Raw genomic sequence first — 20841 nt, 5'->3', positions numbered from 1 at the left:
CCTTGCCGGATGTGTTGCGGTTGATCACTTCTCGGAAGGTACGGCTCGCGCTCGCCGTCGTGACGCTGGCGGCGGCCGTCGTGGCGGCCGCACGCCTGTGGCGGCGAGCCGAGGAGCGCCGAGCCGGCTTCCCACGCGGGGGAGATCGGGGCGTCTCCCCAGCGGGACCGCAGACCGCCTCCCGCGTGGAGGGGACGGAGTCCGGCTCTGCCGAGGGCCCGGCCCCCGGAGCGGAGCGCGCACCGAGATGGCCTCCCGCGCCGATCCTCGGCACCCCCACGGAGGAGGACCTCAGGCGGTACGCCGCCAGGCACCCCTCCGCCTTCCAGACCGCCGTCGAGCGGACGTTCGAGCGGAGGCGGACGCCGAGAGAGCCGCTGGACGAGGCCACCCGGCGCCTTCTGGTCCGCTGGGGAGCCGTGGGAGCGGGGCTGTGCCTGTTCGCCGCCAGCACGCAGGTCCTGGAGAGCGCGGTCTTCTCGAACGGAGTGGAGACCATGGAGGTGATCGAGGTCGGGGGTCGGCCCGGCGCGGACGGACGGTGTGGGCCGGGACCGGTCGACCAGGACGACTCGGTGGCGCGCTACGTCGAAGAGGGGGAGACGGGGACGGTCGTGATCGGCTCCGTATGCGGGCACCATTCGTGCGAGGGAGACCTGTGCGGCGAGGTGTCCAACCTGCGGGAACTCGCGGAGGCCGCCGAGAGGAGTCCGGGACCCACCTGGCCGTACAAGACCTCGCCCCCAAACGAGACGTACGAGACCTCGCCTCCGTACGAGACGTACGAGACTTCGCCCCCGTACGAGAGTGTCGAGGCTCCCGACGCCGACTGCCGTCCGCGGGCGTCGAGTCCGCGGGTGCGGGCGCTCGATCCGAAGGTGACGAGGGCGGTGAACCGCGAGTGGCGTCGCATCGAGAGGTGGCTGGAGGCGAACGCACCCGCGACCCTTCGCACGCTGGGCGAACCCGCCCGCGCCCGTACGATCGCCGTCGCGGAGGCGCAGATGGGCCTGCGCTTCCCCGACGACCTGCGTGCCTCCTTGCTGCGGCACAACGGATCCTCCGTCGCGTCGGGCATCTCGCCGTTCGGCTTCCCGAACGCCTGGAACCTGGGGGTCCGCGGCATCCGCGACACCTGGCGGCGGCTGTGCGCGACGGACGGGGAGACAGGGGACGGGGCCGACACCGTGGCGCGGGCGGAGTGGTGGGACGGACGGATGATCCCGTTCGGTGCCGACGACAGCGGAGGCGGTTACCTGGTGATCGACTCTGTGGCGCGCGATGTCGGTGCCGTCCGTCACGAGGGCAGGACGAGCCTCACATCCGGGGGCGTCCGGCTCCGTTCGTACTACGGCCTGCTGAGGGCGACGGCGCGCGCCCTGGAGACCGGCGGGTCCATCGGTCACTGGAAACCGGTCGTCACCGACGGCGAGCTGGGCTGGAACGTCGTCGAGGGCTGACATCGCCCGGGGGAGACGCCCTTCCGGCGGGAGAGAAGTGAAAAGTCCCGTCCCCTCATGAAGGGGACGGGACTCGGGGACGGATGTGCTCGGCCGCGGTGCTCCTCGGGTCGGGCTCCGCCGCCGTCAGTTCTTCGGCGGGACGGGCTTGCCGCCGGGCAGCACGGCGGGCGGCGGGAAGCGCAGCTTGCGGATCTGCAGCGCGCGCATGGCGGCGTAGAAGCCGACGCCCTTGAGGTTCTCGTTGGGGAACTTCTCGGCGGCGAGGTTCTTCACCTTCCAGGACACCCAGATCGAGGTGAGCAGCACGGTGACCATCATGAGCGGCCAGCCGACCGTGATCACCGCGGCGTAGATGTAACCGCGTACCTCGAGGGGGAACGGGATCCAGGTGAGCAGCAGGATGAGAAGGGAGAACGGCAGGAAGTACTGGCTGACGAGACGACGGGAGTCGACCCAGTCGCGCGCGAACTTCCTGACGGGGCCCTTGTCGCGGGCGGGAAAGTAGCGCTCGTCGCCGCGCAACATGCCCTCGCGCGCCTTGACGCGTTCGTTGGCCTGACGCTCGCGGAGGTTCTTGTAGGCCTCTTTGCGGTTTTGAGGGGCGTTCACCGGCTGCCGGCGACGGCCTTCGGCGTCCCGTCGCTTGGGTGTGGGACGCCCCTTGCCCGCAGGCTTAGGATCGTTAGCGGAGGCGGGGGAGTCGTCCGCGGTGGTCTGGGTACGTCGGAACACAACGTCAGCCTACCGGGACTGCAACTTAGTGACGCCCCCGCGCGTTATGCGTAGGGTGAACCCTATGGTGGCTCCGGTGCTTTTCGGTGGGGCTGGAATCACTTGGGGTGACCCGAAGCGCACTTGAAGAAGGGGACGGCCGACGCGCATGAGCGTGATGAAGAGACTTTCGCTGATCTTCAGGTCCAAGGCGAACAACGCGTTGGACAAGATGGAGGATCCTCGCGAAACCCTGGACTACTCATATCAGCGACAGCTGGAGCTGTTGCAGAAGGTGCGCCGGGGTGTGGCGGACGTCGCCACCTCGCGCAAGCGCGTGGAGCTCCAGATCAACCAGATCGAGGCGCAGGCGCGCAAGCTTGAGGAGCAGGGCCGTAAAGCGCTCGGGGTCGGCCGTGAGGACCTGGCCCGTGAGGCGCTGACCCGGCGCGGCAGCCTGCAGACCCAGATCGCCGACCTCCGCGTGCAGCACGACAACCTGCAGGCCGAGGAGGAGAAGCTCACCACGGCCTCTCACAGGCTGCAGGCCAAGGTCGACTCCTTCCGGACGAGGAAGGAGACGATCAAGGCGACCTACACCGCCGCCGAGGCGCAGACGCGGATCAACGAGGCCTTCTCCGGCATCTCCGAGGAGATGGGCGACGTCGGCCTGGCGATCCAGCGCGCCGAGGACAAGACCGCCTCCATGCAGGCCCGCGCGGGTGCCATCGACGAGCTGCTGGCCAGCGGCGCGCTCGACGACTTCAGCGGGCAGCGCGGCGACGACATCCAGGCCGAGCTCGACCGGATGGGCGGCGGGAACGACGTGGAGCTGGAGATCGCCCGGATGAAGGCCGAGCTGGGTCAGGGTCCCGCGCCGCAGGGCGCGATCACGCCCGGACCGGCTCAGCACCAGCAGCAGCAGCCTCAGTACCAGCAGCAGCACCAGCAGCCTCAGCAGCAGCCGGAGTCCAACCAGACCCAGCAGCTGCGCCAGCCGGGGGAGGGCCTGTGATCGTCCGCATCATGGGGGAGGGGCAGATCGACATCGCCCCCGCCGACCTCGACGTGCTGAACGCGCTGGACGCCGAGCTGGAGGCCGCGATCGAGGCCGGCGAGGAGGATGCCTTCCGGGTGCGGCTGCACGCCCTGCTCGACAAGGTTCGTCACGTCGGCAAGGCGCTGCCCGACGACAGCCTGGAGTCCTCGGAGCTGATTTTGCCTCCCGCTGACGCGTCCATGGACGAAGTGCGGGAGATGCTCGGCAACGAAGGACTGATCCCCGGTTAGATTGGGGATATGGCAAAAACCCGGTTTGCCCCGGACCGGGGCCTGACAAGGCGCATGGTGATCACCATGTTCCTGCTCGGACTGCTCTACGTGATCTTCGTGGCCGTGTTGATCGCGTTGGGCGTCCGGGCCGTCGTGGTGCTCGTGATCGCCGGTGGCATCCTGCTCGTGCAGTACTTCATGTCCGATCGCATCGCGCTGTTCGCGATGCACGGGCGTGTCGTCTCCCCGCAGGAGGCTCCCGAGTTGCACGGCATGATCGACAGGTTGTGCGCACTCGCCGACATGCCCAAGCCGCGGGTGGCGATCGCCGACTCGGACGTCCCGAACGCGTTCGCCACCGGCCGCAACCAGAAGAACTCCGTGGTCTGCGTGACCACGGGGTTGCTGCGGCGGGTCGACAGGGGCGAGCTCGAGGGCGTGCTGGCCCACGAGATGTCCCACGTGGCCCACCGCGACGTCGCGGTCATGACGATCGCGTCCTTCCTCGGCATCGTCGCCGGGCTCATGACCAGGGTCGCGCTCTACAGCGGCCTGGGCGGACGCGGGCGCGACGACAGAGGCGGCCTGCCGATCGGCCTCATCATCCTGCTCGTCTCGGCCCTGGTGTACGCGGTCAGCTTCCTGCTCACCCGCGCCCTGTCGCGCTACCGCGAACTGGCCGCCGACCGCGCGGGAGCGCTGCTCACCCAGCGTCCCTCCGCCCTGGCCAGCGCCCTTGTCAAGATCAGCGGTGAGATGGCCCGCATCCCGACGAGGGATCTGCGCGAGGCCGAGCCGTTCAACGCCTTCTTCTTCGCGCCGGCCCTGTCCGGCAAGGCGGGCCTGTCCGCCCTCTTCGCGACCCACCCGCCGCTGAACCAGCGCCTGGACCAGCTCAACAGGATCTCCGCCCAGCTCGGGCAGGGTGGATGACCGGACGCGCGGACAGGCGCGCCGTGCCGCGCGGGGACGAGACGGAGGAGTGATCGATGCGCTGGTGGAACGTGCTGATGGGGCGCAGTGAACCGGCCAAGGCGGACCTGGACGCGCTGTTCGCGCTGCCTTCGGCCGCGGTGACCCTGCAGGCCGCCACCGGCCTGGCGCCGACGGGCGTGGGGGCGGTCTGCTTCCGCTCGGCCGAGGGCGGGGCGTTCGCCGAGCTGGAGCGCGACATCACCCAGCTGCTGAACGCCGGAGGCGGCCCCCCGGTGGAGTTCTCGAAGGACTCCTTCGGCTACACGTGGCTGCTGGTGCGTCGTGATCCCGACATGCTCGGTGATCTCGTCACGGACCTGCACGCGGTCAACTCCTCCCTTGAGGCGGCGGGTTTCGGCCCCTCCCTGCTCTGCTCGCTCATCTCCTTCACCGACCCCGGCGGTCGCGGGCTCGCCCTGGTCTACCTCTACAAGCAGGGCACCTTCTACCCGTTCGCCCCGCTGCCCGCCGAGCATGGGACGGGGCAGACGCAGCGCAGGGACAACGCCCTGGAGCTGCAGGTACGCGGTGCGATCGGCGGCGAGCTGGAGATCGAGCCCGATCTCGGCCGATGGTTCCCCCTCTGGGGCGCGCCCGGCCTCTGAAGGCCCGCCACCACGTGCCCGCGAGGTACGCGCCTGGCCTGGAGGGTTCGCCACCCCCGGTGACGTGCCCGCGTGGCGCGGTGAAGTGTGCCCGGCCTCCGAGACGTTCGCCCTCCGGCGCCGTGCTCGTGCGCCCCGGCGAGGTGTGCCCGGTCTCGGGGAGGTTCTCCCGCGAACCCCTTCCCGCAAGGCCATCCCGTGTGACCGGTGGGACGTATGGAGCGTGCCACACCGGCCCGTCCGGCTTGCGGTTTGATGTACGTCCTGTGACCCTTTGCCCCCACAATGGGACCGGAAATCATCACGGGAGAAGGGTGTGACCATGGCGGACCTCGTGTCCCTGCGGCCCGGGGATCCCGAGCGGGTGCGGGAGTATCGGCTCACCGCCCGGCTCGGTGAGGGAGGCCAGGGAACGGTCTACCTGGGCGTTTCCCCGACGGGAGCGCGTGTCGCGGTCAAATTGCTCCGCGCGGATCTCACGCAGGACGAGGAGGCGATGGAACGCTTCGTCCGCGAGGTCAGCACGACCCAGCGTGTCGCGCCCTTCTGCACCGCCGCGGTGATCGAGACGGGTGTCGACGAGCATCGCCCGTACATCGTCAGCGAGTACATCGACGGTCCGACGCTCGACGCGGTCGTGACCGGCGAGGGACCTCGTGAGGGCGCGGGCCTGCACCGCCTGGCGATCGGCACGGTCACCGCGCTCGTCGCGATCCACCAGGCGGGGATCGTGCACCGCGACTTCAAGCCTTCCAACGTGCTGCTCGCCTCCGACGGCCCCCGAGTGATCGACTTCGGTATCGCCAAGGCGCTCGACCGGACCTCCACGCTGACCGCGATGGCGATCGGAACCCCCTCGTACATGACCCCCGAGCAACTGGCGGGGGAGAACGCGGGCTCGCCCGCCGACATGTTCGCGTGGGGTTGCACGATGGTCTTCGCGGCCACCGGGCAGCCGCCGTTCGGCACGGACAGCCTTCCGGCGATCTTCAACCGGATCATGAACATGGAGCCGGAGCTGGGAGCGATCGCCGATCCGGCGCTGCGCGACCTGGTCGGGCAGTGCCTGTCCAAGGACCCCACCCAGCGCCCCACCGCGGGAGAGGCGCTGTTGAGGCTGCTCGGCCACGCCGGTGGTCCCGGTGACACGGGCGGTGCGACCGGCGCCGCCCTGCCCACCGCGCCGCGCGGCATCCTCGCCGAGGGATCGGCCGCCGCGGCGCAGCGGACCGGCCCCGGCGGACATCCGGGTGGAAACGATCCCGAGCACACCGCGTACGGGCAGCGGCGTCCGCAGGGCGAGGGGCAGCACTCGGGGCCGCAGCCTTATCCCCAGCAGAGCGGGCCCGGCGTGGGCTATCCGATGGGGAGTCCACAGGGTGGCCCCGCCGGTCATGTCCCGCACCTCCAGCAGTCGAACCCGCACGGTCATGTGCCGAATCCCCAGCAGTCCGATCCGCGCGGCCAGGCCGCGTATCCCCAGCACCTTCAGCAGTCGGACCCACGTGGCCACGCCCAGCAGTCCGGGCCGCACGGTTACCCGCAGCAGGAGCCGCCCACCCGGCACTTCCCCGGCGGGTATCCCGGTCACGACGGCTACGCGGGAGGCTACCCCCCGCAGGGCCCCGGGCATCCGCAGCCCGGATATCCGGGACAGCCCGCACCTCAGTCCTACGGCGCTCCCGCGACCTTCCCCTCCTCCGCGGGTCCCCAGTACCAGAACCCCGGGCCGACGTACCCGGGCCGGTCGGCCCCCGAGCGGCGCGGGCGCAGGATGTGGCCGGCGATCGTGGGGGGTGTGCTGGTCACCGCGCTCGTGGCCGGGGGCGTCGTACTGGCGACGCGCGGCACCACGGAGACGCCGGGGGGCACACAGGCAGGTGTCACGAAGGGCGTGAGCACCCCCGCGCCCACCCCCACCCCCACCGTCCCGACGGTGCCGCAGGACACGAGCACGATCAAGCTGCCCGGCAGCTCGATCACCCTCCACGAGAGCACGCAGGACCCGATCAAGCTGAGCTCCTACAGCCTGGAGTGGGACAAGACCCTCTACGTTCGTCGGCAGGGCACCGAACGGTTCGTCAAGAACGACAAGTACTTCCAGTACACGGTGAACGCCGCGGGCACCCAGGCGCTGGGCACCGACCGGATCTACGACACGGACAGCTACGCGATCGTCTCGGTCATCGATCATCGATCCGGTGCGGCGACCAGGATCAGGGTCACCAAGGCGCCGGTCTACCCGACGCTGCCGCAGTGGTCACCGGACGGCAAGCGCGGTCTGGTCACCCTGTATGAGGCGGTCGGCGACACCAGCAAGGAGTACGGCTTCGCGATCATCGACGTCGCCACGAAGAAGGCGAGGGTCGTCCGCGTGAAGGAGAAGGACGCCGGCACGTGGAGTTACTTCTGGAGGGGGGACGGCCGGGCCGTCGGCACCTGGGCGCTCACCGGCAAGACCCAGCGCATCCGCTTCTACGACACCCAGGGCACCGTGCTGCAGACCCTGCTGGACGTGGGCACCCCGATCACGGTCGAGGGCGACGACATCTCCCCGTCCGGCTCCTCCCTGCTGACGTACTGCAAGGAGAGTAAGAAGGAGATCTGCGTCTGGTCCACCGGCTCCGACGCACCCGCGAAGGTCAGGATCCCGTTCGAGACGGAACGGCTCATCGGCTGGTACGACGACGAGCACATCGCGGGCTGGCGGCGCAAGGGCTCCGGCTACGAGGCGGTGGTGTTCGACTTCAAGGGGAAGGCACAGCGGGTGCTGGCCACCAGCACCGACGCCAAGGAGTACGAGAAGCAGTTCATGCGCTTCACACGAGAGGGCTGACATGAGGGAGTGGACCCACGCCGAGCACACCGCGGCCGCCGCCGCGGAGATCACCCGGATGGCCGACGTGCTGCGCGGACGTGACCTGTCCGTTTCCGTGCTCACCTGTCCCGGCTGGGATCTGGCGAGGCTCACCGCCCACACCGGAGGCGTGCATCGGTGGGTGGCCGCCATGGTGCGGGACCTGGCCGAGAGGCGCTACGACCGCGACGGCATGGACATGGGCCTGCCCGCCGACCCGGCCGGATATGCCGCCTGGCTCGGCGAGGGCACCTCCTTCCTGCCCGAGGCGCTGCTGTCGCGGGATCCACAGGCGCCGATGTGGTCCTGGGGAGGGGAGCGGCGGGTGCGGTTCTGGTCGAGGCGGATGCTGTACGAGACCCTGGTGCACCGGGTGGACGCCGAGCTCGCGCTGGGCGTCCCGGTCGCGATCGACGAGCACGTGGCGGCCGACGGGGTCGAGGAGTTTCTCGACATCCTGCCGCATGTGAAGTGGAACCCGGACGTGGCCGAGATCAGGGGCGGTGGTGAGACGATCTCGCTGCAGGCCGACACCGGAGCCGGGTGGGTGATCACTCTCGACCCCGACCGCTTCCACTACCAGCGGTCCCTGCGACCGGGCACCGTGACCGTGCTCGCCGCCACGTCGGCCGACCTGCTCCAGGTCGTGTGGGGACGCCGCAGCCCCGACGACTACGCGATCGAGGGGGACGGCGGGCTGCTGGGCTGGTGGCGGGGGCTCGCCCGGATCTAGGCTCGCCCGGCTTCGCCGGCAGGTCCCCGACCCGTGGGGCGAAGGCAAAACAGCCGTCCGAGGTTCGGCCAAGACACGACAGGGAGCGCGCGGGGCTCGCCGCCGCGATCACGGTCCCGTGGTGTCATGACTCCATGATCAAGATGTCTCAGGCGATCACCTCGGCGGTGCTCGTCGCCACGGGACTGTTCTTCGCCGGTCTGTCCGGCGGCACCGCGCTCGCGGATTCCGATTCCTCCGCGGCGACCGTGGAGGGCGGCCGCCCTCACATCACGGTCGTGGGAGAGGGCAGCGTGTCCACCACCCCCGACATCATGCGACTGGACACCGGCGTCGAGGTGCGCCGTCCCACCCCCGGTGAGGCGTTCACCGCGGCCCGTGCCGCCGCCGCCGACCTGACGCAGGCACTGCTCACGGCCGGGGTCGCGCCGAAGGACCTGCGGACCGACGAGCTCACCCTCGCCCCCGAGTACAAGGACTACCCCACGATCTCCGGATACCGGGCCACGCAGGGCATCGAGGCGATAGTGCGCGACCTTGACAAGGCGGACGACGTGGTGGACGCGGCGGCCGCCGCCGGAGAGGCGGTCCGGTTCAACGGTGTCACCTTCGAGGTGTCCGACAACCGGGTGCCGCTCAGGCTGGCGCGCGATATCGCGTTCAGGGACGCGAAGAGCCGTGCCACGCAGTACGCCAGGCTCGCGGGCCGAGGGCTCGGCCGCGTCATGGAGATCACCGAGCAGAACGTCACCCCGCCGACGCCGTTCGTCGGCTTCGCCGCGGCGGTCGACAGGGCGTCGATCAGCCCCGGCACCAAGAACGTGTCCGTCAGCGTCAGGGTGGTCTACGAGCTCGAATAGGCCCCGCTCACGCGGTGCTCCCCCGACCCCGGGTACGCGACAGGTCCCCGGCACGCGACGGGCCCCGGCGGGTCACCACCCGCCGGGGCCCGTCCACTTGAGGTCCCTGAGGTCCCTGAGGTCCCTGAGGTCCCTGAGGTCCCTGAGGTCCCTGAGGTCCCTGAGGTCCCTGAGGTCCCTGAGGTCGGGGTGGAGCCGCAGGGACCCCGAGCCCGGCAGGATCAGGGATCGAGACCTTCCCCGGCCGGGGCCTGGCCATGAGGTCAGGGCAGGGCGAGCATCCGGTCCAGGGCGACCCCGGCCCAGTGGGCGGTGTCGGCGTCCACGGTGATCTGGTTGACGACCTGACCGGAGGCGAGCGACTCCAGCGCCCACACCAGGTGCGGAAGGTCGATCCGGTTCATCGTCGAGCAGTAGCAGACCGTCCGGTCCAGGAACGTCACGTTCTTGTCGGGGAACATGGCGCCGAGCCGCTTGACCAGGTTCAGCTCGGTGCCCACCGCCCAGGAGGATCCGGCCGGAGCCTCCTCGATCTTCTTGATGATGTACTCGGTCGAACCGACGTGGTCGGCCTTGGTGACCACCTCGTGCCTGCACTCGGGGTGGACCAGCACGTTGACGCCGGGGATGCGGGCGCGGACGTCGTCCACACACTCGGGGCTGAAGCGGCCGTGCACCGAGCAGTGCCCCTTCCACAGGATCATCTTGGCGTTCTCGAACTGCTCGGCGGTGAGGCCGCCGTTCGGCCGGTGCGGGTTGTAGACGACGCAGTCCTCCAGCGACAGGCCCATCTCCAGCACCGCGGTGTTGCGGCCCAGGTGCTGGTCGGGGAGGAAGAGCACCTTCTCCCCGCGGGAGAAGGCCCACTCCAGGGCGCGCCTGGCGTTGGAGGAGGTGCACACGGCGCCGCCGTTGCGCCCGCAGAACGCCTTGATGTCGGCGCTGGAGTTCATGTAGGTGACGGGGACGGTGATCCCGGCGATCCCCGCGTCCTCCAGGGCCTCCCAGCACTCCTCGACCTGGTCGAAGGTGGCCATGTCGGCCATCGAGCATCCCGCCGCGAGGTCGGGCAGCACGACCTTCTGGGAGTCCGAGGTGAGGATGTCGGCGGATTCGGCCATGAAGTGCACACCGCAGAAGACGATGTACTCGGCGCCGGGCCGGGCCGCGGCCTCCTTCGCGAGTTTGAACGAGTCGCCGGTCACGTCGGCGAACTGGATGACCTCGTCACGCTGGTAGTGGTGGCCCAGCACGAAGACCCTGTCGCCGAGTGCCGCCTTCGCCCTCCTGGCGCGCTCGACGAGCGCCGGATCGGAAGCGGACGGCAGCTCGCCGGGACAGTCGACGCCGCGCTCGCTGTGCGGGTCGACCCCCCTGCCGAGGACGAAGAGCGGAAGCCCGGTCTCGGTGGTCGTCATGGCCACACCCCCTTATCGTCTAAGTGACGACTAATGATGACACACAGGATTGGGGCTTTATTCCGGGGGAGGGGTCTTTGTCCAAAGGTGGATGGTTCTGGCGGCTGAGGAATGTGTGCCGGGGGACGGGTGTTGGTAGCGTCTGAGAAGGACGTCAAAAACAGACAGCCGTTCCCGGGGAGCGGCCGACGCAGACGCGGGAGTCACCAACATGTCGGTTGAGAGCAGCGAGACCACGGCGCAGGGCCTGATCCTCAGTTCCGCGGCCGCGGCGAAGGTCAAGAGCCTGCTGGAGCAGCAGGGCGAGGAAGGTCTCCAGCTGCGCGTGGCCGTGCAGCCCGGCGGCTGTTCCGGCCTGCGCTACCAGCTCTTCTTCGACGACCGTTCGATGGACGGCGACGTCGTCTCCGACTTCGACGGCGTGAGCGTGGTCACCGACCGGATGAGCGCCCCCTACCTCGTGGGCGCCACCGTCGACTTCGTCGACACGATCGAGAAGCAGGGCTTCACGATCGACAACCCCAACGCCACCGGCTCGTGCGCCTGCGGCGACTCGTTCAACTAGGCGAGTTCTCCGCGAGGCGGGCGAGCGAGAACGCCCGGCCCCGCGAGGGTGACATCGGTCACCCTCGCGGGGCTTTCGCATGCGCGGCCGCGGTAGCACGCTGACACGAGCGGGACGCGAGCAAGGTCGCGTATTCTTGCGTGGCTCATCTTCCCGCGTGGACCAACCGCCCGCGTTTCCAGAGATGCTGACAACGAGGAGAAGAACCCCGTGCGCATCGCCGTCACCGGCTCAATCGCGACCGACCAACTGATGACCTTTCCCGGCCGCTTCAGTGACCAGCTCATCGCCGATCAGCTCCACCGGGTCTCCCTGTCGTTCCTCGTGGACGACCTGCAGGTCCGCCGCGGCGGCTGCGCGGCCAACATCGCGTTCGGAATGGGCTGCCTGGGCCTCAGGCCCGTCCTGGTCGGCGCGGTCGGCTCCGACTTCGCCGACTACCGCTCCTGGCTGGAGCGCCATGGCGTCGACTGCGACTCCATCCACGTCTCCGAGACGCACCACACCGCGCGCTTCCTGTGTACGACCGACGAGGATCACAACCAGATCGCCTCGTTCTACACCGGCGCGATGGCCGAGGCCCGCCTCATCGAGCTCGGTCCGGTGGCCCAGCGGATCGGTGGCCTGGACCTGGTGCTGATCAGCCCCAACGACCCCGAGGCGATGCTCAGGCACACCGCCGAGGCGCGCCAGCGCGCGATCCCGTTCGCGGCCGATCCCTCCCAGCAGCTCGCCCGTATGCCCGGGGAGCAGATCCGCGAGCTGGTCGACGGCGCCGCCTACCTGTTCGGCAACGACTACGAGAAGGGCATGATCGAGCAGAAGACCGGCTGGAGCGACGAGGAGATCCTCGGCCGGGTCGGCGTCCGCGTCACCACGCTCGGTCCCAAGGGCGTCGTCATCGACCGCGAGGGCGAGCCGTCCCTGCACGTCCCCTCGGCGCCCGAGCTCGGCAAGGTCGACCCCACCGGCGTGGGCGACGCCTTCCGTTCCGGCTTCCTCGCCGCCCTGGCCTGGGGGCTGTCCCTGGAGCGTTGCGGCCAGGTCGGCAACCTCACCGCCACCCACGTCCTGGAGCGTGTCGGCGGCCAGGAGTACGAGCTCGGCCAGAAGGTCTTCCTGGAGCGCCTCGCCGACGCCTACGGTGCCGACGCCGCGGCCGAGGTGGCCGCCTTCGTGAAGTGCCACCACGCCTGAGCCACCGCGCTGAGCCACCGAGCCTGACCACCAGGCCTGAGCCACCGGGCCTGTGACGCTCCTCCCGAGTCGCCACGGCCGTGACGGTCATCCCTGAGCCATCACGGCCGCGACGCCTCAGCTGAGCCGTTGCGCCACGGCGTCTCTTCGGACCCCATGTCTTTCCCGGGCACCGTGTTCGAGCCGCCGATCGGAGCACCGCCGGGCCGTCGCCCGGCGGTGGCCCCGGCCGGTGCCGCCGGTACGGCGGCCACCGTCAGGCACCTGTGTCGACCGGGTGCCGGTCAGGTGGCGGGTGTCAGAGATTCGCGTAGACGCGATGCACGAACTCGGCCATCTTGTCGTCGGGCAGCTTCCTCGCCAGATCGGCCTCGGTGATCATGCCGACGATGCGGCCGTCCTCGATCACCGGCAGCCTCCGGATCTGGTTCTCCTCCATCTTGGCGAGCGCCTCCTCGACGCTCGCGTCCGACGACACCCAGACCAGGCCGGTGGCGAGGTCTTCCGCGGTCGTCGTGGAGGGGTCGAGGCCGTGCGCCACGCACTTGACCACGATGTCGCGGTCGGTGATGATCCCCTTCAGCCGGTCGTCGCTGCCGCAGATGGGCAGGGCGCCCACGTTCATGTCCCGCATCATCTGCGCCGCCCGGTCGAGTGTCTCGTGCGCCTCGACGCACCTGACCCCGGTGTGCATCAGGTCTCTCGCCGTCTCACCGCTCATGTCGTCCCCCCGAACTGTTTGGGCGTGTTTTCGGGAGGGTCATACCCAATTTCGGGACATGTCAGTAATTGCGGCGCACGTGGATGGCCCAGCCGCCCTCGGGGAGTTCGTGGCTGCCCACGTGGTGGTGCGACTTCAACCGGCACCAGGCCGGGATGTCGGTGAAGGCGGCCGGGTCGTCGGCGAGGACCGCGACGATCCCCTCGCGCGGCACGTCGTTGATCTGGGCCGCGAGCATGATGATCGGGATCGGGCACTTCTTGCCCAGCGCGTCGATCGTGAGGGCCACAGGCTGCGCCGATCCCGCCGGGGTGGCCTGGCTGGAGGTCATCGCGTCTTCACTCCCCGAATGTTGATCAAAGCTTGACCCCCGCCTCCTCGCGGATCCTGCGCACCATGCCCGGCAGGACGGAGAGGAAGCGGTCGACATCCGCCGTCAAGGTGCCCCGGGGCAGCGAAACGCGGACGTTCCCGTGCGTGAGCACGCCCATGGCCTCCAAAACATGCGACGGACGAAGCGTACTCGCCGTGCAGGAACTGCCGGACGACACCGAGAACCCGGCCTTGTCCAGCTCGGTGAGCAATGCCTCACCTTCCACGTAAAGACACGAAAAGGTGACGATATGCGGTGCCCGAGCGACCGGATCACCGATGACCTCGACGTCGGGGACGAGCCGGGGCACCTCGGCCCTGACGCGATCCACCAGCGCCGAGAGCCTGGCCGACTCCACGGCCGACTCGGCCACCATGGCGCGCAGCGCGGCGGCCGCGGCGACGATCGCGGGGACGTTCTCGAACCCGGGGACCCGGCGGCGCTCGCGGTCGTCCTCGGGCAGCGGGGTACGCCACCGGGTGCCCTTGCGGACCACCAGCACGCCGACCCCGGCGGGCCCGCCCCACTTGTGCGCGCCGGCGGCGAGCACCGACCAGCCGGGGGGCGGCGGCATCCTGCCCACCGTCTGGGAGGCGTCCACCAGCAGGGGCACCCCCGCCTCCGCGCACGCCGCCGCCGCCTCGGCGACCGGCTGGAGCGTGCCGACCTCGTGGTTGGCGCTCTGCAGGCAGGCGAGCGCCGTGCCCTCGGCGCGGACCGCCTCGCCGAAGGCGTCGGGGTCGACCGCGCCGGTGATGCCGACGCCGACCGTCTCGACCGAGCCGCCGTCGCGCTCGTGGACGCCCGCCGCGTGCAGCACGCTGGAGTGCTCCACGGCCGAGGTGACCAGGCGGCGGCCCGTCCTGCGGCGTCCGTGCAGGGTGCCGAGGACGCCCAGGTGCACCGCCTGGGTGCCGGAGGTGGTGAAGGAGACCTCGTCGGGCCTGGCGCCCAGCGCCTCGGCCACCTCGACACGCGCCTGTTCCAGTAACATCCTTGCCCGGCGGGCGGCACCGTACAGTCTCGCGGGGTCGGCCCAGCCGACGTCGAGGGCCGCGATCAGAGCCTCGCGAGCCTGGGGGTGCAGCGGCTCCGTGGAGGCCGCGTCGAAGTACGCCACCTCTCAATCGTCGCACCACGCGCGGTGCGCACGGGGGCTGCGGGGGAGGGCGAGGGTGGTCCGCGCTAATGTGTCCCCCAGCGTGAAGCTGTGAACTACGAAATCTTGAACGTGAACAAACGACCGCCCAGGAGCGACTCCTGGGCTTCATCTGTGGGGTAGGCGATCCGTGAGTCCGACCCGCCGTTCTGCACGGCGTCCGTTGGCCCGCCGCCGGGTGCCGCGCGCTGCCGCTCTGGCACTGCTGCTGGTTTCCCTGACGGCGTGCAGTGCCGAAGACTGGTCCCGAGCCGGCTTGCCCGAGGGCGTCACCAAGCAGTCCGAAGCCGTCCAGAGTCTGTGGAACGGATCGTGGATCGCGGCCCTCGCCACCGGTGTGGTCGTGTGGGGCCTGATCCTGTGGTCCGTCGCCTTCCACCGTAAGAAGAAGAACTCCAAGGACGAGCTGCCGCCTCAGGTGCGGTACAACCTCCCGATCGAGATCCTCTACACGGTGGTGCCGATCATCATGGTCGGCGTCTTCTTCTTCTTCACCGCGCGCGACCAGAACTACATCACCAGCATGTCCGAGAAGCCCGACGTGACGGTCAAGGTCGAGGGCTTCCAGTGGAGCTGGCGTTTCACCACGGAGTACAACGGCAAGTCCGCCCAGGTGGTCGGCCAGCCCGCCCTCGACTACACCAAGGGCCCCGAGCTGGTGCTGCCGACCGGTAGTAAGGTCAGATTCGATCTTCACTCGCCGGACGTCATCCACTCCTTCTGGGTCCCGGCGTTCCACTTCAAGCTCGACGTGATCCCCGGGGTGAACAACAAGTTCGAGATCGACACCCTGGACAAGCCCGGCGTCTACGCCGGACGCTGCGCCGAGCTCTGTGGCGTCGACCACAGCCGGATGCTCTTCTCGGTGAAACTCGTGCCCCCGGCCGAGTTCGACCAGTACATCGCTAGCCAGGCGGGTGCCCAGTGACCGCACTTAACGAACCCCTCGTCCACTCCCCGGTGCCGCCGACCCGCAAGGGGTCGATCATCACGAAGTGGGCGTCGTCCACCGATCACAAGATCATCGGACACCTCTACCTGATCAGCTCGTTCATCTTCTTCATCATCGGCGGCGTGATGGCGCTGATCATGAGGGCGGAGCTGGCGCAGCCGGGTCTGCAGTTCACCAGCAACGAGCAGTTCAACCAGCTGTTCACCATGCACGGCACGATCATGCTGCTGATGTTCGCGACCCCGCTGTTCGCGGGCTTCGCCAACGAGCTCATGCCCCTGCAGATCGGCGCCCCCGACGTCGCGTTCCCGCGGCTGAACATGGTGAGCTACTGGCTCTTCACCTTCGGCAGCCTCATCGCCCTGTCGGGCTTCATCACCCCGGGCGGCGCGGCGAGCTTCGGCTGGTTCGCCTACACCCCGCTGTCGAACGCGATCAGCTCTCCCGGGATCGGCGGAGACCTGTGGATCGTGGGCCTCACCATCAGCGGTCTGGGCACGATCCTCGGCTCGGTGAACTTCATCACCACGATCATCTGCATGCGCGCGCCCGGCATGACGATGTTCCGCCTGCCGATGTTCACCTGGAACGTCCTGCTCACCTCGATCCTGGTGCTGATGGCCTTCCCGGTGCTGGCCGCCGCGCTGCTCGCGCTGGAGGCCGACCGCAAGCTCGGCACGCACATCTTCGCCCCCGAGACCGGCGGCGCGCTGCTCTGGCAGCACCTGTTCTGGTTCTTCGGGCATCCCGAGGTCTACATCATCGCGTTGCCCTTCTTCGGCATCGTGACCGAGATCCTGCCGGTCTTCAGCCGCAAGCCGCTGTTCGGCTACATCGGCCTGGTCGGTGCGACGATCGCGATCGCGGGTCTGTCGATCACCGTGTGGGCGCACCACATGTTCCCCACAGGGCAGGTGCTGCTGCCGTTCTTCTCCTTCATGACGTTCCTCATCGCGGTGCCCACCGGGGTGAAGTTCTTCAACTGGATCGGCACCATGTGGCGCGGCCATCTGTCGTTCGAGTCGCCGATGCTGTTCTCGGTCGGCTTCCTGGTGACGTTCCTGTTCGGTGGCCTGACCGGCGTCATCCTCGCCTCCCCGCCGCTGGACTTCCAGGTCTCCGACTCCTACTTCGTGGTCGCGCACTTCCACTACGTGGTCTTCGGCACCGTGGTGTTCGCGATGTTCGCGGGCTTCTACTTCTGGTGGCCCAAGTTCACCGGCAAGATGCTGAACGACACGATGGGCAAGATCCACTTCTGGACGCTGTTCATCGGTTTCCACACCACCTTCCTGGTGCAGCACTGGCTCGGCGCGCAGGGCTTCCCGCGCCGCTACGCCGACTACAGCCCGATCGACGGGTTCACCGATCTCAACATGATCTCGTCGGTGGGCGCGTTCCTGCTGGGCGCCTCCACGCTGCCGTTCCTGTACAACGTGTGGAAGACCCACAAGACCGCGCCGAAGGTCACCGTGGACGACCCGTGGGGTTACGGCAACTCCCTCGAATGGGCGACGTCCTGCCCGCCGCCGAGGCACAACTTCACCTCGCTGCCCCGCATCCGGTCCGAGCGCCCGGCGTTCGACCTCAAGCACCCGCACATCCCGGCCCGTGAGCTGGAGGAGAACCGATGAAGGTCCAGGGCTGGCTGTTCATCCTCTGCGGCGTCTTCTTCGCCGCCGTGGACGTCGTCTACTGGTACTGGTCGAAGGAGCCGGTCGGCACGACCGCGATGGCCATCTCGGTGGGCTTCGCGTTCATGATCGGTTACTACCTCATGTACACGGCCCGCCGCATCGGCGACCAGCCGGAGGACGACAAGCAGGGCGAGATCAGCGACGGCGCGGGGGAGCTCGGCTTCTTCAGCCCGCACAGCTGGTGGCCGCTCTTCGTCTGCCTCGCCGTCGCGCTCAGCGGGGTCGGCCTGGTCATCGGCTGGTGGCTGTTCCTGATCGGCGTCTTCGCGATCGTGATGAGCATGATCGGTTTCGTCTTCGAGTACTACCGGGGCAACTTCTCGCACTGACCCCGCGCTTCTCACCACAAACCGGGCGGGCCACGGAAAAACTTCCGTGGCCCGCTTTTTGGCGTTTATTGGACGCTCCAGGCGGTCGTCTTATGTGGCGAACCGCTTACTCCGGGTAATAACTGACTCAGTGGTTCAGTCCGGGACAGGGGAGTTCATGTGGGGCACGCGATCCGTGGTCGGAGCCAGGGAGCGGGACTGCTTGCCCTCGCACTGGTGACGGCCTCCTGCTCGGGAAACACCGCCGTACAGGGCGAGAAGGCGCCGCAGGCGTCACAGAACCCGGCCGCCGCGGCCGCGGCCGTCACCGTGGCCCCCCTCGACAGGGCCACGGGGGTCGCCACGGACACGCCCGTCCTGGTCGCGGCGCAGGGCGGCACCCTCAAGCAGGTCGCCGTGAAGGCCGTGAAGGGCGCCAAGGGCTCCCTGCCGGGCGTTCTCAGCGCCGACGGCACACAGTGGCGCAGCAGCGGCCTGGCGGCTCCTGGAGCCTCCTACGAGGTCTCCGTGACGGCCGTCAACCCGGAGGGCGCCGTCACCACCAAGACCTCCACCTTCTCCACGGTGAAGGGGAACGAGACCTTCACGATCGAGAGCTTCATGCCGGGCAGGGACTCGACCGGCCTCACCGTCGGCGTCGGCATGCCGGTGATGATCACCTTCGACCGGGACGTCACCGACCGCGTCTCCATCGAGCGCAACCTTCTCGTCCGCACCTCCAGGCCGGTCCTGGGCGCGTGGCACTGGTTCGACAACCGGAACGTGCACTTCCGCCCGAAGAACTTCTGGCCCTCGGGCACCAAGGTCAGGGTCGAGGCCCGCCTCGCGGGGGTGCGCGGCGGCGACGGCCTGTACGGGGCCGCGAACAAGGTCGTCAACTTCAAGATCGGCCGCTCGCAGATCACCCGGGGCACCATCCAGTCGCACAACCTCACGGTGAAACGCAACGGCAAGGTCGTCCGCGAGATGCCGATGAGCGCCGGGCAGGGCGGCGACTGGAAGTACCACACGACCAGCGGGGTGCATCTCGCCATGTCCAGGGAGAACGTCACCGTGATGACCTCCCCGGGCATCGGTCCCGGTTCCCCCGGCTACTACCAGCTGACCGTCTACGACACCGTCCGCATCTCCAACAGCGGCGAGTACATCCACAGCGCCCCGTGGTCGGTCGGTTCCCAGGGCAACTCCAACGTCAGCCACGGATGTGTCAACGTCAGCCCGAGCAACGCCAAGTGGTTCCTCGACAACACCCTGATCGGGGACCCGATCATCATCACCGGCTCGCCCCGCGTCCTGGAGCCCACCAACGGGTGGGGTCACTGGCAGGAGAGCTGGAAGGAATGGCTCAAGTGGAGCAGCCTCAAGCACTTCACCACCGACGACGTCTGACGGCCCGGGCACGAGAGCGCGAGCGCCCTGGGGCGAGGGGGCGACCCGGCCCTTGCCCCAAGACGTCCTGATATCCGTCGAGAGCACAAGGCTCGGGGGGTGTTCGGCCAGGGCCCGCGAGAGACCCCGAGAAGCCCTCTGAGGGCTTTCTGGAAGCATCGTGGCAGTTCGGGGCGTCTGCCTCTCCGGGGGCCGCCGTGCCCGAGGCGGCTCGAAGAGGCCCTGCCGTGTCGGTGTCCCTGGGGCCGGCGGAAAATCCGGCGGACACGGGCCCGACCACTGTTGCTCGATCCTCTAAGACGGGTGGATCCTCGCCACTACGGTTCGCGCTGGTTCCGGTACCGGGCATGGGTGCGGTTGGTCGAAGCGGAATATCAAGCCGAGTCGTGTTCGCGGCGCACCGTGATGTGCCCGGTCAGGTTCTCCCAGTTGCCGGACCCGATCGCGGCCTTCTCCTCGTGGGTGAAGGGCGCCTGTTCGAGGAACGAGCGGGCGACCCCGTTGGCGGTGTCGAGGAAGGGGAATCCGCCGGGGCGGGTCCCGAAGGTGTATGGATAGTCGGTCGAGTACATCATGCGCCCGGTTCCGACGACCTCCGACGTCCACCTCATGTAGCGCTCGCTGACCGTGCCGCTGCCGCAGACCCAGAAGTTCTGCGTGAAGTAGTCGGCGAGCGGGCGCTCCAGCTTGGCGTTGTGCGCCATGACCCCGGTGTGGTCGAGGTAGAACAGGACGACCTCGCCCCAGTGTCCTGCGATCACCTGCAATCCAGGGTGCCGGTCGAAAACGCCGGAGAAGATCATCCGTAGATACTGGACACCCAGGTCGTAGTACCAGCCCAGGCCTGCCGTCGCGAGCCCCATCCCGGTACCGCGCGTCAGCCCGACTCCGTCGTCGAAGCCCGAGTAGTAGGCATTGAGAACCTCGGGGACCGGAGTCTGGGGATGGAAGTGCAGCGGCACCCGCAGGCGCTCGGCCGTGGCGTACAGGTCATCGAACTCCGGGGCGTCGGCCAGTCTGTCTCCGGTGCGCCCGTACAGCATCGCACCGGGGAAGCCGAGCCGGGTCACCGCTCGTTCCAGTTCGGCCGCGGCGGCTTCGGGCGCCGCGGTGGGGATGGCGGCGAAGGCCTGGAACCGGTCGGGTCGCCCGGCGACGATCTCGGCCAGAGTGTCGTTGACCTCGCGGGCCACGCTGACGGCGGCTTCGGGCGCGAGATTGTGCACGCCCGGCGAGGCCAGGGACAGGACCGCGACATCGACGCCCTGGTCGTCCATGTCGGCGAGACGCGCCTGCCCGAAGTCCCGTAGCCGCCGCGCGAAGGGCTCGTCTCCGAAGCCGAGCTGCGGGATCGGCGGCACACCGGCCTTGGCCCACGCGTCGAGCAGCGGAGGCGGGGCGATGTGTTCCTCAAGCGCCACGATCTTTATCTTGTCCGGCATCTCGTACTCCTTCACCCTGCTGTTTCCGTTGGAATCATCAGAACAGTATCATTGGAACTATCGATGGAAACAGCATTGCGTTATCGTTGGAAAATGGCATCGAGTCCACAGGGTGGGGACGGC

Annotated in this window: 20 protein-coding genes; 14 read left to right on the top strand and 6 right to left on the bottom strand. The window is 68.9% G+C overall.

The genetic code is table 11. The features are described from left to right. Window positions 1-11 precede the first annotated feature (11 nt). Window positions 12-1460, top strand: a complete 1449-nt coding sequence (locus AB0B96_RS02045) for an SMI1/KNR4 family protein (protein ID WP_362895717.1) — start codon at window positions 12-14, stop codon at window positions 1458-1460. A 126-nt stretch (window positions 1461-1586) separates the two neighbouring features. Here the strand turns inward: AB0B96_RS02045 and AB0B96_RS02040 are convergent, their stop codons facing one another. Further along, window positions 1587-2195, bottom strand: a complete 609-nt coding sequence (locus AB0B96_RS02040; protein WP_350947456.1) for a DUF3043 domain-containing protein — start codon at window positions 2193-2195, stop codon at window positions 1587-1589. Between the two features lie 148 nt (window positions 2196-2343). Here AB0B96_RS02040 and AB0B96_RS02035 point away from each other — a divergent pair, with 148 nt between their 5' ends. The 7 genes from AB0B96_RS02035 (at window position 2344) to AB0B96_RS02005 (ending at window position 9476) form a co-directional block, all read left to right on the top strand. Then, a complete protein-coding gene (locus AB0B96_RS02035) occupies window positions 2344-3189 on the top strand; it encodes a PspA/IM30 family protein (protein WP_350947457.1) in 846 nt (281 codons plus the stop codon). Next, window positions 3186-3464, top strand: coding sequence for a hypothetical protein (locus AB0B96_RS02030; protein ID WP_362895714.1), 279 nt, complete (start codon window positions 3186-3188; stop codon window positions 3462-3464). The genes AB0B96_RS02035 and AB0B96_RS02030 overlap by 4 nt, the downstream gene beginning before the upstream one ends. Before the next feature lie 9 nt (window positions 3465-3473). Next, window positions 3474-4379, top strand: a complete 906-nt coding sequence (gene htpX, locus AB0B96_RS02025) for a zinc metalloprotease HtpX (protein WP_350947459.1) — start codon at window positions 3474-3476, stop codon at window positions 4377-4379. A 56-nt stretch (window positions 4380-4435) separates the two neighbouring features. Continuing rightward, on the top strand, window positions 4436-5026 hold the full coding sequence (locus tag AB0B96_RS02020) for a hypothetical protein (RefSeq protein ID WP_350947460.1): 591 nt from the start codon (window positions 4436-4438) through the stop codon (window positions 5024-5026). A gap of 322 nt (window positions 5027-5348) precedes the next feature. Further along, window positions 5349-7862, top strand: coding sequence for a protein kinase (locus AB0B96_RS02015; protein ID WP_362895712.1), 2514 nt, complete (start codon window positions 5349-5351; stop codon window positions 7860-7862). A 1-nt stretch (window position 7863) separates the two neighbouring features. Next, window positions 7864-8616, top strand: coding sequence for a maleylpyruvate isomerase family mycothiol-dependent enzyme (locus AB0B96_RS02010; protein WP_362895710.1), 753 nt, complete (start codon window positions 7864-7866; stop codon window positions 8614-8616). A gap of 134 nt (window positions 8617-8750) precedes the next feature. Further along, window positions 8751-9476, top strand: coding sequence for an SIMPL domain-containing protein (locus AB0B96_RS02005; protein ID WP_362895708.1), 726 nt, complete (start codon window positions 8751-8753; stop codon window positions 9474-9476). A gap of 263 nt (window positions 9477-9739) precedes the next feature. On the opposite strand, the gene nadA is transcribed toward AB0B96_RS02005, so the two are convergent. Then, window positions 9740-10894, bottom strand: coding sequence for a quinolinate synthase NadA (gene nadA, locus AB0B96_RS02000; protein ID WP_362895706.1), 1155 nt, complete (start codon window positions 10892-10894; stop codon window positions 9740-9742). 211 nt (window positions 10895-11105) lie between these two features. On the opposite strand from nadA, the gene AB0B96_RS01995 reads away from it, so the two are divergent. Continuing rightward, window positions 11106-11459 (top strand): iron-sulfur cluster assembly accessory protein, encoded by a 354-nt coding sequence (locus AB0B96_RS01995; protein ID WP_030910261.1) that lies wholly within the window; start codon window positions 11106-11108, stop codon window positions 11457-11459. Window positions 11460-11669: 210 nt separating this feature from the next. Beyond that, on the top strand, window positions 11670-12656 hold the full coding sequence (locus AB0B96_RS01990) for a carbohydrate kinase family protein (RefSeq protein WP_350947465.1): 987 nt from the start codon (window positions 11670-11672) through the stop codon (window positions 12654-12656). 298 nt (window positions 12657-12954) lie between these two features. Here the strand turns inward: AB0B96_RS01990 and AB0B96_RS01985 are convergent, their stop codons facing one another. The 3 genes from AB0B96_RS01985 to AB0B96_RS01975 form a co-directional block, all read right to left on the bottom strand. After that, on the bottom strand, window positions 12955-13377 hold the full coding sequence (locus AB0B96_RS01985; RefSeq protein ID WP_362502106.1) for a CBS domain-containing protein: 423 nt from the start codon (window positions 13375-13377) through the stop codon (window positions 12955-12957). 61 nt (window positions 13378-13438) lie between these two features. Beyond that, complete coding sequence (locus tag AB0B96_RS01980; protein ID WP_350947467.1) at window positions 13439-13708, bottom strand: sulfurtransferase TusA family protein; 270 nt, start codon at window positions 13706-13708, stop codon at window positions 13439-13441. Between the two features lie 25 nt (window positions 13709-13733). After that, window positions 13734-14870, bottom strand: coding sequence for an aminotransferase class V-fold PLP-dependent enzyme (locus AB0B96_RS01975; protein ID WP_362895703.1), 1137 nt, complete (start codon window positions 14868-14870; stop codon window positions 13734-13736). A 295-nt stretch (window positions 14871-15165) separates the two neighbouring features. On the opposite strand from AB0B96_RS01975, the gene coxB reads away from it, so the two are divergent. The 4 genes from coxB (at window position 15166) to AB0B96_RS01955 (ending at window position 19276) form a co-directional block, all read left to right on the top strand. Then, window positions 15166-15837, top strand: a complete 672-nt coding sequence (coxB, locus tag AB0B96_RS01970) for a cytochrome c oxidase subunit II (RefSeq protein WP_362895701.1) — start codon at window positions 15166-15168, stop codon at window positions 15835-15837. Then, complete coding sequence (gene ctaD / locus AB0B96_RS01965) at window positions 15834-17495, top strand: cytochrome c oxidase subunit I (RefSeq protein ID WP_362895699.1); 1662 nt, start codon at window positions 15834-15836, stop codon at window positions 17493-17495. Before coxB ends, ctaD begins: the two co-directional genes overlap by 4 nt. After that, complete coding sequence (locus AB0B96_RS01960; RefSeq protein ID WP_350947470.1) at window positions 17492-17887, top strand: cytochrome c oxidase subunit 4; 396 nt, start codon at window positions 17492-17494, stop codon at window positions 17885-17887. The genes ctaD and AB0B96_RS01960 overlap by 4 nt, the downstream gene beginning before the upstream one ends. Before the next feature lie 159 nt (window positions 17888-18046). After that, a complete protein-coding gene (locus AB0B96_RS01955; RefSeq protein WP_362895697.1) occupies window positions 18047-19276 on the top strand; it encodes an Ig-like domain-containing protein in 1230 nt (409 codons plus the stop codon). A gap of 374 nt (window positions 19277-19650) precedes the next feature. Here the strand turns inward: AB0B96_RS01955 and AB0B96_RS01950 are convergent, their stop codons facing one another. Then, window positions 19651-20718: an amidohydrolase family protein gene (locus tag AB0B96_RS01950; RefSeq protein WP_362895695.1), complete on the bottom strand. Its 1068-nt coding sequence runs from the start codon at window positions 20716-20718 to the stop codon at window positions 19651-19653. Window positions 20719-20841 lie beyond the last annotated feature (123 nt).

Origin of the sequence: Streptosporangium sp. NPDC049046 (assembly GCF_040649155.1) — a bacterium.
Taxonomy (GTDB): domain Bacteria; phylum Actinomycetota; class Actinomycetes; order Streptosporangiales; family Streptosporangiaceae; genus Streptosporangium.
This window is presented reverse-complemented; position numbering and strand designations above follow the sequence as displayed.

Bases quoted from the DNA above. Each gene is read 5' to 3' on its own strand.
- AB0B96_RS02035 (WP_350947457.1), top strand. From the start codon at position 2,344: ATGAGCGTGATGAAGAGACTTTCGCTGATCTTCAGGTCCAAGGCGAAC.
- htpX (WP_350947459.1), top strand. From the start codon at position 3,474: ATGGCAAAAACCCGGTTTGCCCCGGACCGGGGCCTGACAAGGCGCATG.
- AB0B96_RS02020 (WP_350947460.1), top strand. From the start codon at position 4,436: ATGCGCTGGTGGAACGTGCTGATGGGGCGCAGTGAACCGGCCAAGGCG.
- AB0B96_RS02015 (WP_362895712.1), top strand. From the start codon at position 5,349: ATGGCGGACCTCGTGTCCCTGCGGCCCGGGGATCCCGAGCGGGTGCGG.
- AB0B96_RS02010 (WP_362895710.1), top strand. From the start codon at position 7,864: ATGAGGGAGTGGACCCACGCCGAGCACACCGCGGCCGCCGCCGCGGAG.
- AB0B96_RS02005 (WP_362895708.1), top strand. From the start codon at position 8,751: ATGATCAAGATGTCTCAGGCGATCACCTCGGCGGTGCTCGTCGCCACG.
- nadA (WP_362895706.1), bottom strand. From the start codon at position 10,894: ATGACGACCACCGAGACCGGGCTTCCGCTCTTCGTCCTCGGCAGGGGG.
- AB0B96_RS01995 (WP_030910261.1), top strand. From the start codon at position 11,106: ATGTCGGTTGAGAGCAGCGAGACCACGGCGCAGGGCCTGATCCTCAGT.
- AB0B96_RS01985 (WP_362502106.1), bottom strand. From the start codon at position 13,377: ATGAGCGGTGAGACGGCGAGAGACCTGATGCACACCGGGGTCAGGTGC.
- AB0B96_RS01980 (WP_350947467.1), bottom strand. From the start codon at position 13,708: ATGACCTCCAGCCAGGCCACCCCGGCGGGATCGGCGCAGCCTGTGGCC.
- AB0B96_RS01960 (WP_350947470.1), top strand. From the start codon at position 17,492: ATGAAGGTCCAGGGCTGGCTGTTCATCCTCTGCGGCGTCTTCTTCGCC.
- AB0B96_RS01950 (WP_362895695.1), bottom strand. From the start codon at position 20,718: ATGCCGGACAAGATAAAGATCGTGGCGCTTGAGGAACACATCGCCCCG.